This window comes from Pseudomonas syringae (assembly GCF_023278085.1).
Lineage (GTDB): Bacteria > Pseudomonadota > Gammaproteobacteria > Pseudomonadales > Pseudomonadaceae > Aquipseudomonas > Aquipseudomonas syringae_Q.
Genome location: NZ_CP066265.1, coordinates 3,807,968 through 3,823,120, shown reverse-complemented (window position 1 = coordinate 3,823,120; position 15,153 = coordinate 3,807,968). Strand labels below are relative to the sequence as shown.

Genomic DNA, 15,153 nt, shown 5'->3' with positions numbered 1-15,153 from the left:
ATGCGGCTGTTGCTGGTCATCCTGTTGCTCTGCGCCGCTGGCGCGCTGGCAGTCTGGCGCGGCTGGATTGACGTACCTGCGCAGTGGAATCCCTGGGCACCGCTGGACGTGCAGGCCGAACCGAACTTCCTGACGGCTTACAAGCTGTCACGATTGCAGAGCGATCCAGCCCTGTGCGATCAGGTGCTGGCGACCTCAGGGCTGCGCTTCAGTCGCCAGGCCGACAGTGATCCCGAGGCCCGTTGCCCCCTGCAAAACACGCTGCGCATTCAGGGCGGTGACGTGGCGCTGAGCAGCAGCTTCCTGGCCAGTTGCCCGCTGGCAGTGGCGTATGCGTTGTTCGACGTTCACACCTTGCAGCCCGCCGCCCAGGCGATTTTTGGTCAGCGGGTGACGCGGATCGACCACTTGGGCAGCTTCGCCTGCCGCAACATCTACAACCGCGCCAACAGCCGACTCAGTCAGCACGCGACGGCCAACGCGCTCGACATGGCAGGTTTTCGTCTGGCTGACGGGCAGCGCATCTCCCTGCTCAAGGACTGGAGTGACAGCGGGGACAAGGGGCGTTTTCTAAGGCGGATTCGCGACGGGGCGTGCAAGCAGTTCAGCACGGTGCTGGGGCCGGACTACAACGCAGCGCATCGCGATCATTTTCATGTGGATATGGGGCGGTGGAGCAGCTGCAAGCGGTAAGCTACAAGCTACGAGCGGCAAGCTACAAGCTGCAAGTAGAAGCGCTCTGGTCTAGTCTTGAAGCTTGAAGCTTGAAGCTTGAAGCTTGAAGCTTGAAGCTTGAAGCTTGCAGCTTCCACCTAAACCCTTTACGCCGCCATTCGGAGGTTTTGCAGGATCAGTGGGCGAGCCCAGCCGTTTTCGTAGTCGAACTGGCGCTGTTGGGCGGCGATGGTCTGTTGGTCCAGTGGCAGGGCGGGCTTGTCAGCCAGGTTCCATTCCAGCTCGGCAATTGGCAGGTTCAACGGGCGTGGCTGCGGGGCAGGGCCGGGGGTGCCGTTTTCATCGTAGGGCGTCAGAACGGTCGGGCGTACCCAGTGATTCTCGAATTCCAGATCACGCTGCTGGGCGATCATTTCAGCAATGCTGAACGGTTCGGCAGGCGGTGGCAGCAGGTCGAGATCAAACTCGGCGATGGGCAGGAACAGCGGCTCTGGTGGTTTGACTTCGGTGTCGGTGACCGGGCAGGTACGTTGCTCGACAATTTTGCTCAAAGTCTTCGCGCCGGCAACCGGCTCGCCTGTCTCGACATCGACTTCAACAGCCGTAGGGTGGGCGGAAAGTGCATCGCTTTCACTGACCTGTTCTGCCATCGCCCGGGCAAACGCATCCGACCACAGCTGCGTCACACCACCCAGTGTGCGGCTGTTGCGAACGCTAAAGTCGCCTGAGTGCGACAAATAGCCGATGGATGATTGAACAATCTCTGACATAGCGATCAGTACTGGCGTTGGGTCTGGCAAAATGCCTGATACTTGGTTATCGGCAGAAATTGCCGATCATTAACAATTTTTGAGTGTGTAGACGTAATGAGTGAGCAGCAAGCAGGCAGTCGTATCCGGGTCGAGGCGGTGGCCGTCGACGCACAGGAGCAAGCGCAGGCGTGGGCGCAACGCCTTGGCCTGCCATTGCACGATGAAGAGGCCGACTTTGCCTTGCAGCTCACCGATGTTGGCCTGCAATTGCAGCAATTGGGCGACGATGCGCCAGGTGCTGTGCGTGTGGATTTTGTCGAGGGAGCGGTGGCTCACCGGCGCTTGTTCGGTGGCGGCACCGGGCAGATGATTGCCAAGGCAGTGGGCATCCAGCCAGGAATACGCCCCCGCGTGCTGGATGCTACGGCGGGTTTGGGCAAGGATGCGTTTGTGCTGGCGAGTCTCGGCTGCGAAATGAGCCTGATCGAACGTCAGCCGATCATTGCCGCGCTGCTGGAAGATGGTCTGGCGCGTGGTCGTGGTGACCGCGATGTCGGTTCGATCATCGCTCAGATGCGCCTGTTGACTGGCAACTCCATCGAGATCATCCGCAGCTGGGCAGACGAGCCGCCGCAGGTTATTTACCTTGACCCGATGTTCCCGCACCGGGAAAAGACCGCGCTGGTCAAAAAGGAAATGCGCCTGTTCCGGCCGCTGGTGGGGGACGACATGGACGCGCCAGCCTTGCTGGAGGCTGCCCTGGCGCTGGCGACTCATCGCGTCGTGGTCAAACGCCCGCGCAAGGCGCCCTGCATTCAGGGCCCCAAACCGGGTTACGCGCTGGATGGCAAGTCCAGCCGTTACGACATCTACCCGAAAAAGGCCCTGAAGACCAAAGCGGCCGAGAAAGACCCGGAAGAGTAGATACTCGCCAGGACCCTCTCTATCAACACGCTGCAGCGCTTGTGGCTATAAACAAACCTGGCTAATTCTCAGCGTCACGAAAAGGCTCAAAGCGCGCCAAACACCTTCTTCGCCAGCCCTGTAGCGGCGGCCTGAGGGTTGGCGCGAATGCTTTCTTCCTGCTTGGCGATCATCTCGAACAGCCCGTTGAGCGCCTGCTCGGTCACGTAACTTTCCAGATTGGCGTTTTTGCTGTCCAGCGCGCCAAGCGCCGCAGCCTTGCCAGCGAAGGCGTTGTATTTCTGGGCCAGGCCTACCTGATCAGTGGACTTCTTGACGATCGGCAGGAATTTAGCGCGGATCTGTTCACGGCTGGTGCTGCTCAGGTACTGGGTTGCCGAGTCCTTGCCGCCACTGAGGATCGCTTTGGCATCAGTCACTGTCATCTTTTTCACCGCATCGACCAGCAACGCCTGAGCCTGAGGCACGGCGGCTTCAGCGGCCTGGTTCATGCTGGTTTCCAGTTGATCGACCTGGCTGCCCATGCCGAGCATTTTCATCTTTTTCGCGACCTGGCCCAGCTTGCCAGGCAACTCGATGCGCACCTGCTCATTCTTGCTGAAACCGCCGGGAACGCCCAGTTGCTTGACCGCAACCTGCGCGCCTTGGGTGAGGGCATCCTTGAGCCCGCCGGTGGCGTCCGATTGCGAAAGGTCGCCCAGCGACAAGGCAAAAACGTTGGCCGACATCAGCAGGCCTGCGCACAGGCTGGCAACGGTAAACGAAAAACGAGGCATAAGGCGTCCTTGTAGAAATGAGTGCTGACTCGCGCCTGAATCAGTAGCGGCGCAGTACGCCATCAAGCGTATCAGGAAGTCACGACGCTAGCTGTTGCCAGCGGGCAGAAAACACTCGCTTACAGAACCCTTTCAAGTTGCGGAAAAGTACTACGCCGCCCCGGTTTCGCTTTTTGCCTCCGGCTCTTCTTCGTTACTGTGCAGGGCAACTTGCCGGATCGACAAGCGTATTTCAGCCGGCAAGACGCGTTTGGCTGCACCTTCTGCCAGTTCGCCGAGCATCGGGTGATAACTCAGTTTGCCCGCCGTGTCCTTGCGCAGCACACCGAGGTCCAGCAGGGTCTGGATAAAGTGCCGGAACAGGCTCTTGTCGAAAAACTCCGGCGCATTCAAACCATGCAGGATCGACAGGCGCTGGGCCATGACCGTACACAAATCTTCCAGCTCTTCGGCACTCAGAGTGTTCTGGCCGTTGTTGAGCAACAAGGCAATTGCCATGTAGAAACGCTGTAGCGTCTGCGCGATGGCGCGCGACAACAGGGTCAGCAACACGAACTCACGTGAACTGGGTTCCGGGCGCACATAAGCGTCATTCTTGAAGCGCAACAGGCCTTGCTCGACGAACGCTGCGAGCCATTGATCGATCACCTCGTCCAGTGTGTTCAGCGGCCAGCGAATGAACAGTTCCGATTGCAGGTAGGGATATAGCGCATGGGTGTAGCGCAGAATCTGCTCGCGGGTCATGCGCGATGAGCTCTGGAAAAAGCTCGCCAGCAGCGAAGGCAGGGCAAAGATATGCAGCACGTTGTTGCGGTAATAGGTCATCAGGACTGCGTTCTGCTCGTTCAGATACAGAATCTTGCCCAGCGCGTCTTTCTGCTCGGCCAGCAGGTCCATGCCTTTGACGTGCTCGATCAGCGAACGACCGTTACCTTCCGGCAGCGTGGTGTGCGGCGAATAAGGCACGCGGCGCAATAGCGTCAGGTACAGGTCGAGTACACGCTCCATGGCCTGATCGTCCAGCGCCAGCTTTTGCGTCGACAGCAATGCCACCGCCACCAGGTTCATCGGGTTGACTGCCGCGGCCTCGTTGAGGTGCTGGGCCACGCGCTCGCCCAGCCGATGAGTGGTTTCACTCAGCCAGTCAGGGCGATATTGCGGCGCGAGTTCCTGTGCGCGCCAGTCCGGCTGCTCGCTGTCGAGGAATTCAGCGAGCTTGATCGGCTCGCCGAAGTTCACCGATACCTCACCGAAGCGTTGCTTCAATGCACCGATGACTTTGAAAATATCGAAGATCGATTCTTTTTTCTTGGTCGCGCCGCGCAGTTCACCCAGGTAGGTACGGCCTTCCAGCACCCGCTCGTAGCCGATGTACACCGGGATGAAGACAATCGGCATCCGCGAGTTGCGCAGAAAGCTGCGCAGGGTGATGGCGAGCATGCCGGTCTTGGGTTGCAGCATGCGTCCGGTACGCGAGCGACCGCCCTCGACGAAGTATTCGACCGGGAAACCCTTGGTGAACAAGGCGTGCAGGTACTCGTTGAACACGGCGGTATACAGCGGGTTGCCTTTGAAAGTACGGCGCATGAAAAACGCGCCGCCACGCCGCAGCAGACTGCCGACCACCGGCATGTTCAGGTTGATGCCGGCGGCAATGTGCGGTGGGGTCAGGCCGTTGCGAAACAGCAGATAGGACAGCAGCAGGTAGTCGATATGGCTGCGATGGCAGGGCACGTAGATCACTTCATGCCCCGGCGCGACTTCCTGCACGCCTTCGATATGGCTGACCTTGATGCCGTCGTAGATCTTGTTCCAGAACCAGCTCAGCACCACTTCGAGGAAGCGGATAGCGGAATAGGTGTAGTCCGAGGCGATCTCGTTGCCGTAACTCAGCGCACGTTCGCGTGCCTTGTCCTGCGAAATCTTTTCCCGTTCGGCTTCTTCAATGATTGCCTGTTTGACCAGCGGCTCGTCCAGCAGACCCTTGACCACGGTGCGTCGGTGCGACACATCCGGGCCGATCACCGCGCTTTTCAGGTTGCGGAAATGCACCCGCAGCAAGCGCTGGCTCATGCGCAGGGTCAGTTCGTAGCCTTTGTTCTGGTCAACCAGCTCGCGCATGTGAATCGGTGCGGAAAACTGCACGCGGGTCTTTCGGCCCAGAATCAGGATGCTGACCAGGCGCCGCAAGCGCCCGGTTACCGCCCAGCTGTCGGCGAACAACAGCTTCCAGGCGCTGGATTCCCGATCAGGTGACTGCCCCCAGAAAACGCTGACCGGGATGATCTGTGCATCCTCGGCAGGGTTCTGGCTGACCGCGGCGACCAGACGCTCCAGCGTCGGTGGCGCACCACGCTTGTCCTGGCGGCCCAGCCAGTCCGGTGAGGGCGTCAGGTAGAAATACGCCATCGGCTCGATCAGCTCGCCAATGGCTACCGACAGCACCGGACGTGGCAGGCCGGCCTTGCGGCATTCGGTATCGACCACTGCTAGATCGCTGAGCGAAGGCGACTGCAACGCATAGAGCACCGGTCGACTGCGGTCGAGGTTGAGCGTGAAGGACGACTGATTGATGGTTTCCGAGCGAACCCAGAGGTACAGCAATCGGCGCAGGGTGCCGAACACAAGACGACGGAACGGAGAGCGGGTCATACGGCTTCTGCTGAGTAGGAGTCGGGCGGCTGCCCGAGATGGGCGTCAGTGTGACGCATCCCGAGAAGATCGGCAAAAAGGACTGGCGCGCTGGCTGGCGAGTCTGGAGGGCTACCTGCGCCGCGCGCTCACGGCGACGACGGCACACGTCTGTACCGTCGGAGAGAAAAACCTTACACGGTGCGCCAGGTAATCTCTTCTTCACCGTCGGCGCTGACGCGTATCCAGCGATCGGCTGTTTCATCGCTTTCTTCTTCGACCCAGGTGCCTGGTGCGCAACGTACTTCGACGTTCAGCGCGGCAAATGCGGCGCGTGCGCAGGCGATGTCGTCTTCCCACGGCGTCTGGTCGCTGTCCAGGTGCAGGCTGTTCCATTTACCGACGGCTTTGGGCAGCCAGGTCACGCGCACCTCACCCGCCTTGCACTTCCAGGTCTGGCCGCGCTGTGCCCAGTCCGTGCAAGGGCCGATGGCGGCTTGCAGCCATGCAGCGATTGCCTTGTGATCGACGTCTGTGTCTTTCAGGTAAATCTCGATATCGGGTTGGCGCATGGGGGCCTCTGTTGAATGCTTATTGCAGCACGAAATAATCGTAGCGCATGGAAACGGTGACCTTGAAAGGTCCTGGTTGCTCGATGACTGCTGCGCGGCGTTCGGCGCTGGCGCGCCAGCCGTGAGGTGTCATGGCCAGCAAATCGGCGCGGGACTGGCCGTCGATCAGCTTCAATGTGTAGCGCAGCGTTTCGCTGTGTTGCAGCTGCATGCCTTCCGGCACCAGTGCCAGGTGCTTGTCGTCGGCGTAATCACGAACTTCATCGTACAGACGCTGGCGCAGTTCCATCAGGTGTTCACTGGTCGGGCCGACGCGCATGAGTCCGCCACCCGGGGTCAACAGGCGTTTGGCCTCCTGCCAGTCCAGCGGGCTGAACACGCTGGCCAGAAATTGACAACTCGCATCCGGCAACGGCACTCGGGCCATGCTGGCGACCATCCAGGTCAGCTTCGGGTCGCGGCGGCATGCCCGTTTCACGGCTTCGCGGGAGATATCCAGTGCGTAGCCGTCAGCGCGAGGCAGGGCTTCGGCAATCTGCGCGGTGTAATAACCTTCACCACAGCCGATGTCCAGCCAGCGTGCCGGAGCGCGCTCTGCCGCCAGCTCGGCCAGTCGCCGGGCCACCGGAGCGTAATGCCCGGCGTTGAGAAAGTCGCGCCGTGCCTCGACCATGGCCTGATTGTCGCCGGGGTCGCGGCTGTTCTTGTGCTGCACAGGCAGCAGGTTCAGATAACCCTGGCGTGCACGGTCGAAACGGTGGTTGGCCGGGCATACCACGCCATTGTCCGCCGCACTGAGCGGCGCAGAGCAGATCGGGCAGGTCAGCATCAGGCGAGCAACTTGACCAGCGTCTGGTAGTAGATCTCGGTCAGTACATCGAGATCGCTCGCCAGAATGCGTTCGTTGACTTGGTGAATCGTCGCATTGACCGGCCCCAGTTCAACCACCTGGGTGCCCAGGGTCGCAATGAAACGACCATCGGAGGTGCCGCCGCTGGTCGAGGCTTTGGTGTCGCGCCCGGTGACGTTCTTGATGCTGGACGACACTGCGTCCAGCAGCGCACCCGGCTCGGTCAGGAACGGCAGGCCCGACAAGGCCCAGTCCACATGCCAGTCCAGCTCATGCTTGTCGAGAATGGTCGCCACCCGTTGCTGCAGACCTTCGACGGTCGACTCGGTCGAAAAACGGAAATTGAAGACCGCCACCAGATCCCCCGGAATCACGTTGGTCGCGCCGGTGCCAGAATTGAGGTTGGAAATCTGAAAACTGGTTGGCGGAAAGAAATCGTTGCCGTTGTCCCAGTGTTCGGCGGCCAGTTCAGCCAGCGCCGGAGCGGCCAGGTGAATCGGGTTCTTCGCCAGATGCGGGTAAGCCACATGACCCTGCTTGCCACGCACGGTCAGTTTGGCGCCCAGTGAGCCGCGACGACCGTTCTTGACCACATCACCCACCAGCGTGGTGCTCGACGGCTCGCCGACGATGCACCAGTCGAGTCGTTCCTTGCGGGCTGCCAGACGCTCCACAACGGCCTTGGTGCCATGATGCGCCGGGCCTTCTTCATCACTGGTGATCAGAAACGCCACCGAGCCCTTGTGATCGGGATGATCTGCGACGAAACGCTCGGCCGCCACCAGCATCGCCGCCAGACTGCCTTTCATGTCCGCTGCGCCACGCCCGCAAAGCATGCCGTGTTCGTCGATCAACGCGTCGAATGGATCATTCTGCCAGTTCTCTACCGGACCGGTCGGCACCACGTCGGTATGACCGGCGAAACACAGCACCGGACCTTCCTGGCTGCCGTGGGTGGCCCAGAAGTTATCGACGTCTTCGATACGCATCGGCTCCAGCGTGAAGCCGGCATCGCCCAGACGCTGCATCATCACGGTCTGGCAATCGGCGTCGACCGGGGTGACCGAAGGCCGACGGATCAGGTCGCAGGCAAGTTGGAGAGTGGGCGAGAGGTCGGCGGGGGCCGTCATGTACTGAACTCCGGTAGCAAGGCGTTGGGCGTGAAAAGGCGGTTATCTTAAAGCAAAAACACTCAGGCCAATGCCTGGATATGACGAACACGGCTGCAATGGCCGGTTTCTGACCGGGTGCCGGTATGGAGAGATGCCCTGACGCTCATCTCCCTCTATAATGCGCGCCGGTTTTCGGGGTATTGATCATGAGCACAGACGATCCACGTTTCGCAGGCATCGCCCGTTTGTACGGCATCGAGGGGTTGGCGCGTCTGCGTGCGGCCCATGTGGCCGTGGTCGGGATCGGCGGCGTGGGTTCCTGGGCGGCAGAAGCCATGGCGCGCAGTGGCGTGGGCGAGATCTCGCTGTTCGACATGGACGATGTCTGTGTCAGCAACAGCAACCGCCAGTTGCACGCGCTGGACAGCACGGTCGGGCGGCCAAAGGTCGAGGTGATGGCCGAGCGCATCCGGGCGATCAACCCTGATTGCGTGGTCCACGCGGTGGCGGATTTCGTGACCCGCGACACCATGGCCGAGTGCATTACACCGGACATGGACTTCGTGATTGACTGCATCGACAGCGTCAACGCCAAGGCCGCGCTGATTTCCTGGTGCAAGCGCCGCAAGATCCAGATGGTCACCACCGGCGGGGCAGGCGGGCAGATTGATCCGACGCTGATTCAGATCGCCGACCTGAACCGCACCTTCAACGACCCGTTGGCCTCCAAGGTGCGTTCGACCTTGCGTCGTGATTACGGTTTTTCCCGCACCCCGAACCGCCACTACAGCGTGCCCTGTGTGTTCTCCACCGAACAACTGCGTTATCCGAAGCCGGATGGCAGTATCTGTCTGGAAAAGAAGTTCGTCGGTGATGGCGTCAAGCTGGACTGTGCCGGTGGTTTTGGCGCGGTGATGATGGTGACGGCCACATTCGGCATGGTTGCCGCCACCCGTGCGGTGGACAAGCTGGTCGCAGGTACACGGCGGCCGTCCGAGCGCATCAAGCCTCTGGCGGTTGCTGCCGATCAGGCTTGAGTCAGCTCACGCATCCTTTGCAGCACGGCGTTCAGGCCGTTGCTGCGCGAAGGTGAAAGCTGGCGGCTCAGCCCCAGTTGAGTGAACCAGTCAGGCAGGTCCACGCGTTCCAGTTCTTCAGCTGACAGCCCGTTGACCCGTGCGAGCAACAGCGCAACCAGCCCGCGAATCAGCCGCGCGTCGCTGCTGGCACGGAATTGCCAGCCATCGACGCTGATTTCACCGGTCAGCCAGACCTTGCTTTCGCAGCCATGCACCAGGTGCTCATCCGACTTCTCGTGATCGTCCAGCGGCGGCAGACGGTCACCCCACTGCATGAGCAGGCGTGCGCGCTGTTCCCAGCTCTGTGGTTGCGCAAAGGTTTCCAGTGCAACCAGTGCCAGCGCGGGAACCGTCATCGAAGCAGCTCCAGAGCCTGATCCAGTGCGCTGAAAAAGCGCAGCAGGTCGTCCGAATCGTTGTAAAACGCCAGCGAAGCCCGTATTGCACCGGGCAGGCCGAGTGTTTTGAACAGCGGCATGGCGCAGTGATGGCCGGCCCGCACGGCGATACCCTGCTCGGTCAGCAGGTGCGCAAGGTCGGCATTGTGAACCCCGTCAACGACGAAGCTGACCAATGCGAGGTCCGGGTCGCCGAGCACCTGAATGCCATCACGCTGTTGCAGGCCTTCCAGTAGCCGACGATGCAGGTTCGCTTCGTGCTCCGCCACTGCGTGAGGATCGAGGCTGCTGAGATAATCGAGCGTGGCGCCCAGACCTATCACGCCGGCGATAGGCGGTGTGCCGGCCTCGAAGCCCAGCGGCGCGGGCCTGAACGTCGCGTGTTGATAATCGGCAGTCAGTACCATCTCGCCGCCATACTGCCAGTGCTTCAGTCGCTGCAGCGCTGCGTTGCGTCCATACAGCACACCCAGTCCTTCCGGGCCGTAAAGCTTGTGACTGGAAAACACATAGAAATCGCAGCCCAGTGCTTGCACGTCGTGGCGGCCATGCACGACGCCTTGCGCGCCATCCACTACGGTCAGCGCGCCCTGAGCCCTGGCCAGCGCAACCAGGCGGGCCAGCGGTTGCCGGGTGCCGAGTACGTTGGACAGCTGACTGACTGCCAGTAGACGTGTGCGCGGTCCGATCAGACTGGCTGCGGCATCGGTATCGATCACGCCGTTGGCGTCGATCGGCAGAATCACCAGTTTCAGATCGCGTCGCTGCGCCAGTTGCTGCCACGGCAGCAGGTTGGCATGGTGCTCCAGCGCGCTGATGACGATCTCGTCGCCCGCCGCGAACTCATGCTCCAGCCCATAAGCAAGCAGGTTGAGCGCCGAGGTTGCGCCGTGGGTGAAAATGATTTGCCCGCTGTCACCGGCATTAAGCCAGTGCGCAGCCTTGCGGCGACTGTCTTCGAACGCCTGAGTGGCGTGGGCGCCGGGCAAGTGCTGCGCCCGATGCACATTGGCAGCACCGTTGGCGTAATAGTGGCTCAGGGCATCGATCAATGCCTGCGGTTTTTGCGTGGTGGCGGCGTTGTCCAGATACGTCTGGCCTTGCCGTTGCAGGGCGGCGATGGCTGGAAAGTCAGCACGCCAGAGGGAGGTGAGGGGCATTGTTTGTCCGGCTCGTGGTAGCGGGTTCAAAGCCGCAAGACTTTGAACCCGCACACAGCGTCAGTTATGAGCGTGCAGTGCTTCGTTCAGCTCGACGGCCGACTTGTGGGTCTTGCATTCCACAGCGCCGGTCTGCGAGTTGCGACGGAACAGCAGATCGTTCTGGCCGGCCAGTTCGCGCGCCTTGACGATCTTGACCAGCTCGTTGTTTTCATCGAGCAGCGCGACCTTGGTGCCTGCGGTCACGTACAGGCCCGACTCCACGGTGTTGCGATCACCCAGCGGGATGCCGATACCGGCGTTGGCGCCGATCAGGCAGCCTTCGCCTACCTTGATGATGATGTTGCCGCCACCGGACAACGTGCCCATGGTCGAACAACCACCGCCCAGGTCAGAACCCTTGCCGACGAATACGCCTGCCGAAACACGGCCTTCGATCATGCCGGGGCCTTCGGTGCCGCCGTTGAAGTTGACGAAGCCTTCGTGCATCACGGTAGTGCCTTCGCCAATGTAAGCACCCAGGCGCACGCGCGCGCTATCAGCGATACGCACGCCGCTCGGCACCACGTAGTCGGTCATTTTTGGGAATTTGTCGACCGAGAACACTTCCAGCAGTTCGCCCTTCAGGCGTGCTTCGAGTTGGCGTTCGGCCAGTTCACCCAGATCGACTGCGCCCTGGCTGGTCCAGGCGACGTTTGGCAGCAATGGAAAGATGCCGGCCAGGTTCAGCCCGTGCGGCTTGACCAGACGATGCGACAACAGGTGCAGCTTGAGGTACGCCTCGGGAGTCGATGTCAGCGTGCTGTCTTCGGCCAGCAGCGTGGCGACCAGCGGCTTCTGGCTTTCGGCCAGGCGGGTCAGCAGTGCGGCTTGAGTGCTGTCGACCGGCTTTACGGCCTCGGCCAGCTTGTACGCCATGTCTACCGTGAAGGTGACTGCCTTGTTGCCGTCGGTGTAGCCCAGAACCGGCGCGATCGCGGCAACCAGGGCTGGCGATGGATTGATCAGTGGCTGGGCGTAGAACACTTCCAGCCACGCGCCTTGACGATTTTGAGTGCCGACGCCGAAGGCCAGGCTGAACAGGGTAGTGGACATGCAAATACCTCTTAACTTTATCAAGGGGCTTTCAGTAGCGCTCTGGCTTACTGTAAAGCCGCTGTATACAGGTCTGGTTTGAAACCAATCAGGGTCTTGTCGCCCAGATCAAGCACCGGACGCTTGATCATGGATGGCTGCGCGAGCATCAGTTCGATGGCTTTCGCCTGATCGAGATCGGCTTTCTGTCCGTCGTCGAGCTTGCGAAAAGTGGTGCCTGCGCGGTTCAGCACCACTTGCCAGCCATGCTCGTCGCACCACTGTGTCAGGTGCTCACGGTCGATACCCTGCGTCTTGTAATCGTGAAAATCGTAGCTCACGGCATGTTCGTCAAGCCAGGTACGAGCCTTTTTCATGGTGTCGCAGGCTTTGATGCCAAATAGAGTGTAAGTCATTGTTTTTGGCGGGGTGGCTGATCTTGCTCGTTACTCCCCGCTGCTTCTCCTTGCAATTCAGCCGCGCATTATGCCACGACAACCCGTTTGGTGTTGTGACAGCGTCGATACCGATGCTGAACAGAAACTAGATAATAACGCTAACTATCATTAAGAAAACTTCACCCTCACACGCTTGAGCGGCGAGCCCCGGCGGGCAATGATTGTTTTCCACTTGAAGGCTGGGTGCGTTATGTCTGAGCAAGAGAGAAAGCGTCAGGAGGCGCTTGTCCGGCAACGCTATTACCGGGAGCGGCAGCGTGCCGACGGATTCAAGCAAAGCACGATCTGGATACACGGTGAGGCCGAGGCCGAAGGTAGGCTGGCTGCACGTGAAGGCAAGCCGCTGCTGCCCATGCAGTCTCATGACCCTGTGAGCTGGGCGGTGGGGTGGGTGGCGGAAAAAATGCGTACTCGTCAGTAATCAGTTTTTTCGCACCTGATCGTGCCGCGCCTCATGGCGTCAAGTGCGTGGCACGTGACTCCGCCATCAGGCGCGCTGGGGATAGACCTTCAGGGCTTTTCAAATTTCGAGTTGGTTCGGTTCGAATAGATTGCGCCCATCACTTCGATGTCTTTCGGGCTGAGTGTCTTGCCGACATTGATGACCTCAAAGTCCCCGAGGGTCAGGCCGTTGGGGATGTCGTAATGCATGACTGAATCCCGGTCATAAGCGGAATAGGAGTAGTCCGCAGCTTCATATAAGTCGAAAAAATTGGTGTTGATTTCATCGTCAGTGAGTCCGGTCTGCGCGAGCAGGGAGCGCAAAAGGGGCTTGTTCCAGGGAATGTTGGCTTGAGGGTGCTGATGCTCGTGAACGGCACCCAGTACATGGCCGAATTCATGCAGCACGATACGCTCCAGCTCCGCCGACGGTTTCAGGTCAGGCGTGAAAATCTCTTTGATATTGAATTCCATGGTCGGCTCATCCGGCCCGGCCAGCAGCGCATCGGTGCCTATGGCGCTCCAGTTCAGGTGCTCGTTGAAGGCGATGCGGATATCGCTGGCACCCTGGGTCACCAACTCGAACTTCAGGTTGATGTGCGCAAGCCATTTCTTTGCAGCTTCGATGACGGGGGTTTTAAGCGTATCAGGAGGGTTATTCTGAAAAAGAATTTTCAGAGTCCGCCCGGGAGCCCAGTGTTTTGTGAACGCCACTAGCAGGCGAGCCTGATGCTTTGGCTCAGATCTACCCTGGCTTGTTTCCGGCTCAAAGGTCGGGGTGATGGCTGCGTTGTCAGGATTTTCATGAATCGCGGCGTTGTAGGACGCTTGATGATTTGCTGCGTTTCGCATGCAGCATGATGACGGCAGTTTTACATTTTGAAGGGTTGAAGCAGGCATTCGATTGACCTTCATGGCGATACGCTCCCGACCGGAAGCAGAAAAAATGAAGGTTCAAGGTATGTTCAGGCGGGACGTGGCAGGTGGTAACTAATTACCCTGCCGCACATTGCGTGCGGCGGGGCGATTCTGTGGATTTTCTTTACTTGCTCAGAAAGGCGCGGATACGCTCGGCGGCCTCGATGCACTCGGCCAACGGCGCGACCAGTGCCAGTCGTACTCGTCCGGCACCCGGGTTGACGCCGTCCACTTCCCGCGACAAATACGAGCCCGGCACTGCGGTGACGTGCTGGTCAACGAACAGGTCGCGGCAAAACGCGGCGTCGTCGGTGCCCACGTTTGGCCACAGGTAAAACCCGCCGTCCGGGCGCTGCACGTCCAGCACCGGGGCCAGGATATCGAGCACCGCGTCGAATTTCTCGCGGTACAGGTCCCGGTTGGCACGCACATGGGCTTCGTCGTTCCAGGCGGCGATGCTGGCCAGTTGAGTCTGAACCGGCATGGCGCAGCCATGGTAGGTGCGATACAGCAGGAACGCCTTGAGTATCTCGGCATCCCCGGCGACGAAACCGGAGCGCAGCCCCGGCAGGTTGGAGCGCTTGGACAGGCTGTGGAATACCACGCAGCGCTTGAAATCCTTGCGGCCAAGCTCCACGCAGGCACTGAGCAGGCCCGGCGGCGGCGTCTGTTCGTCGAAGTACAGCTCGCTGTAGCATTCGTCAGCGGCAATCACGAAATCGTACTGATCGGCCAGTGCAATCAGCTTTTTCAGCGTTTCGACCGGAATCAGCGCGCCGGTCGGGTTGCCCGGCGAGCACAGGAACAGAATCTGGCAGCGTTGCCAGATGTCCGGGCTGACTGCGTCGAAATCAGGGTTGAAGCCGTTCTGGTCCAGGCACGGCAGATAGTGCGGCTTGGCGCCAGCCAGAAACGCGGCGCCTTCGTAGATCTGATAAAAAGGGTTCGGACTGACCACCAGAGCGTCTTCGCCGCGATTGACCACGGTTTGGGTAAATGCAAACAGCGCCTCGCGGGTACCGTTGACCGGCAGTACGTTGCGCGCCGGATCCATCCACTCTTCAGGCACGCCGAAGCGGCGGCTGCACCAGCCGGCAATCGCCTCGCGCAGCGCAGGAATGCCCAATGTGGTCGGGTAAACCGCCATCTGATCGAGATTGTCGGCGAGCGCCTTGGCAACGAAATCCGGTGAGCGGTGCTTCGGCTCACCAATCGACAGCGCCACCGGGCGTTTTTCCGGGTTAGGCGTCACGCCGCCCAGCAAAGCGCGAAGCTTCTCGAAAGGGTAGGGCTGAAGCAGTTGCATGGCGTTATTCATGGAGCGTGTTCCTCG

Annotated in this window: 16 protein-coding genes; 4 read left to right on the top strand and 12 right to left on the bottom strand. The window is 60.4% G+C overall.

Annotated elements, in window-relative coordinates:
* Positions 1-693 carry an extensin-like domain-containing protein gene (locus I9H07_RS17055; protein WP_236423836.1) on the top strand — a complete coding sequence of 231 codons (693 nt, stop codon included), beginning with the start codon at positions 1-3 and terminating at the stop codon, positions 691-693.
* A gap of 128 nt (positions 694-821) precedes the next feature.
* Here the strand turns inward: I9H07_RS17055 and I9H07_RS17050 are convergent, their stop codons facing one another.
* Complete coding sequence (locus I9H07_RS17050; RefSeq protein WP_236423834.1) at positions 822-1,445, bottom strand: energy transducer TonB; 624 nt, start codon at positions 1,443-1,445, stop codon at positions 822-824.
* A 96-nt stretch (positions 1,446-1,541) separates the two neighbouring features.
* Between I9H07_RS17050 and I9H07_RS17045 the strand changes: the two genes are divergently transcribed.
* Positions 1,542-2,351 carry a class I SAM-dependent methyltransferase gene (locus I9H07_RS17045; RefSeq protein ID WP_024675651.1) on the top strand — a complete coding sequence of 270 codons (810 nt, stop codon included), beginning with the start codon at positions 1,542-1,544 and terminating at the stop codon, positions 2,349-2,351.
* A gap of 86 nt (positions 2,352-2,437) precedes the next feature.
* On the opposite strand, the gene I9H07_RS17040 is transcribed toward I9H07_RS17045, so the two are convergent.
* The 5 genes from I9H07_RS17040 to dapE form a co-directional block, all read right to left on the bottom strand.
* Positions 2,438-3,127 carry a DUF4197 domain-containing protein gene (locus tag I9H07_RS17040; protein ID WP_024644372.1) on the bottom strand — a complete coding sequence of 230 codons (690 nt, stop codon included), beginning with the start codon at positions 3,125-3,127 and terminating at the stop codon, positions 2,438-2,440.
* A gap of 150 nt (positions 3,128-3,277) precedes the next feature.
* A complete protein-coding gene (gene plsB, locus I9H07_RS17035) occupies positions 3,278-5,779 on the bottom strand; it encodes a glycerol-3-phosphate 1-O-acyltransferase PlsB (protein ID WP_236423832.1) in 2,502 nt (833 codons plus the stop codon).
* A 173-nt stretch (positions 5,780-5,952) separates the two neighbouring features.
* Entirely contained in the window at positions 5,953-6,330 is a 378-nt protein-coding gene (locus I9H07_RS17030; RefSeq protein ID WP_024675649.1) for a hypothetical protein, read from the bottom strand.
* Positions 6,331-6,349: 19 nt separating this feature from the next.
* Positions 6,350-7,159, bottom strand: a complete 810-nt coding sequence (locus I9H07_RS17025; protein WP_058824118.1) for a putative RNA methyltransferase — start codon at positions 7,157-7,159, stop codon at positions 6,350-6,352.
* The gene (gene dapE / locus I9H07_RS17020; RefSeq protein ID WP_058824117.1) at positions 7,159-8,310 is read right to left on the bottom strand and encodes a succinyl-diaminopimelate desuccinylase; all 1,152 of its coding nucleotides are present in this window, start codon (positions 8,308-8,310) and stop codon (positions 7,159-7,161) included. The genes I9H07_RS17025 and dapE overlap by 1 nt, the downstream gene beginning before the upstream one ends.
* Positions 8,311-8,498: 188 nt before the next feature.
* Here dapE and tcdA point away from each other — a divergent pair, with 188 nt between their 5' ends.
* Positions 8,499-9,329, top strand: a complete 831-nt coding sequence (tcdA, locus tag I9H07_RS17015) for a tRNA cyclic N6-threonylcarbamoyladenosine(37) synthase TcdA (RefSeq protein WP_024675646.1) — start codon at positions 8,499-8,501, stop codon at positions 9,327-9,329.
* On the opposite strand, the gene I9H07_RS17010 is transcribed toward tcdA, so the two are convergent.
* Genes I9H07_RS17010 through I9H07_RS16995 form a run of 4 tightly spaced genes read right to left on the bottom strand, consistent with a single transcriptional unit; the run spans position 9,320 to position 12,419 of the window.
* A complete protein-coding gene (locus I9H07_RS17010) occupies positions 9,320-9,727 on the bottom strand; it encodes a SufE family protein (RefSeq protein WP_024675645.1) in 408 nt (135 codons plus the stop codon). The genes tcdA and I9H07_RS17010 overlap by 10 nt on opposite strands.
* On the bottom strand, positions 9,724-10,929 hold the full coding sequence (locus I9H07_RS17005; protein WP_024675644.1) for an aminotransferase class V-fold PLP-dependent enzyme: 1,206 nt from the start codon (positions 10,927-10,929) through the stop codon (positions 9,724-9,726). The genes I9H07_RS17010 and I9H07_RS17005 overlap by 4 nt, the downstream gene beginning before the upstream one ends.
* A gap of 60 nt (positions 10,930-10,989) precedes the next feature.
* Positions 10,990-12,024, bottom strand: coding sequence for a 2,3,4,5-tetrahydropyridine-2,6-dicarboxylate N-succinyltransferase (dapD, locus tag I9H07_RS17000; protein WP_024675643.1), 1,035 nt, complete (start codon positions 12,022-12,024; stop codon positions 10,990-10,992).
* A gap of 47 nt (positions 12,025-12,071) precedes the next feature.
* The gene (locus I9H07_RS16995) at positions 12,072-12,419 is read right to left on the bottom strand and encodes an ArsC family reductase (RefSeq protein ID WP_024675642.1); all 348 of its coding nucleotides are present in this window, start codon (positions 12,417-12,419) and stop codon (positions 12,072-12,074) included.
* A 232-nt stretch (positions 12,420-12,651) separates the two neighbouring features.
* Between I9H07_RS16995 and I9H07_RS16990 the strand changes: the two genes are divergently transcribed.
* The gene (locus I9H07_RS16990) at positions 12,652-12,882 is read left to right on the top strand and encodes a hypothetical protein (protein WP_024675641.1); all 231 of its coding nucleotides are present in this window, start codon (positions 12,652-12,654) and stop codon (positions 12,880-12,882) included.
* A gap of 89 nt (positions 12,883-12,971) precedes the next feature.
* Here the strand turns inward: I9H07_RS16990 and I9H07_RS16985 are convergent, their stop codons facing one another.
* A complete protein-coding gene (locus tag I9H07_RS16985) occupies positions 12,972-13,817 on the bottom strand; it encodes a matrixin family metalloprotease (RefSeq protein WP_058824114.1) in 846 nt (281 codons plus the stop codon).
* Positions 13,818-13,944: 127 nt separating this feature from the next.
* Entirely contained in the window at positions 13,945-15,138 is a 1,194-nt protein-coding gene (dapC, locus tag I9H07_RS16980) for a succinyldiaminopimelate transaminase (RefSeq protein WP_024675639.1), read from the bottom strand.
* Positions 15,139-15,153 lie beyond the last annotated feature (15 nt).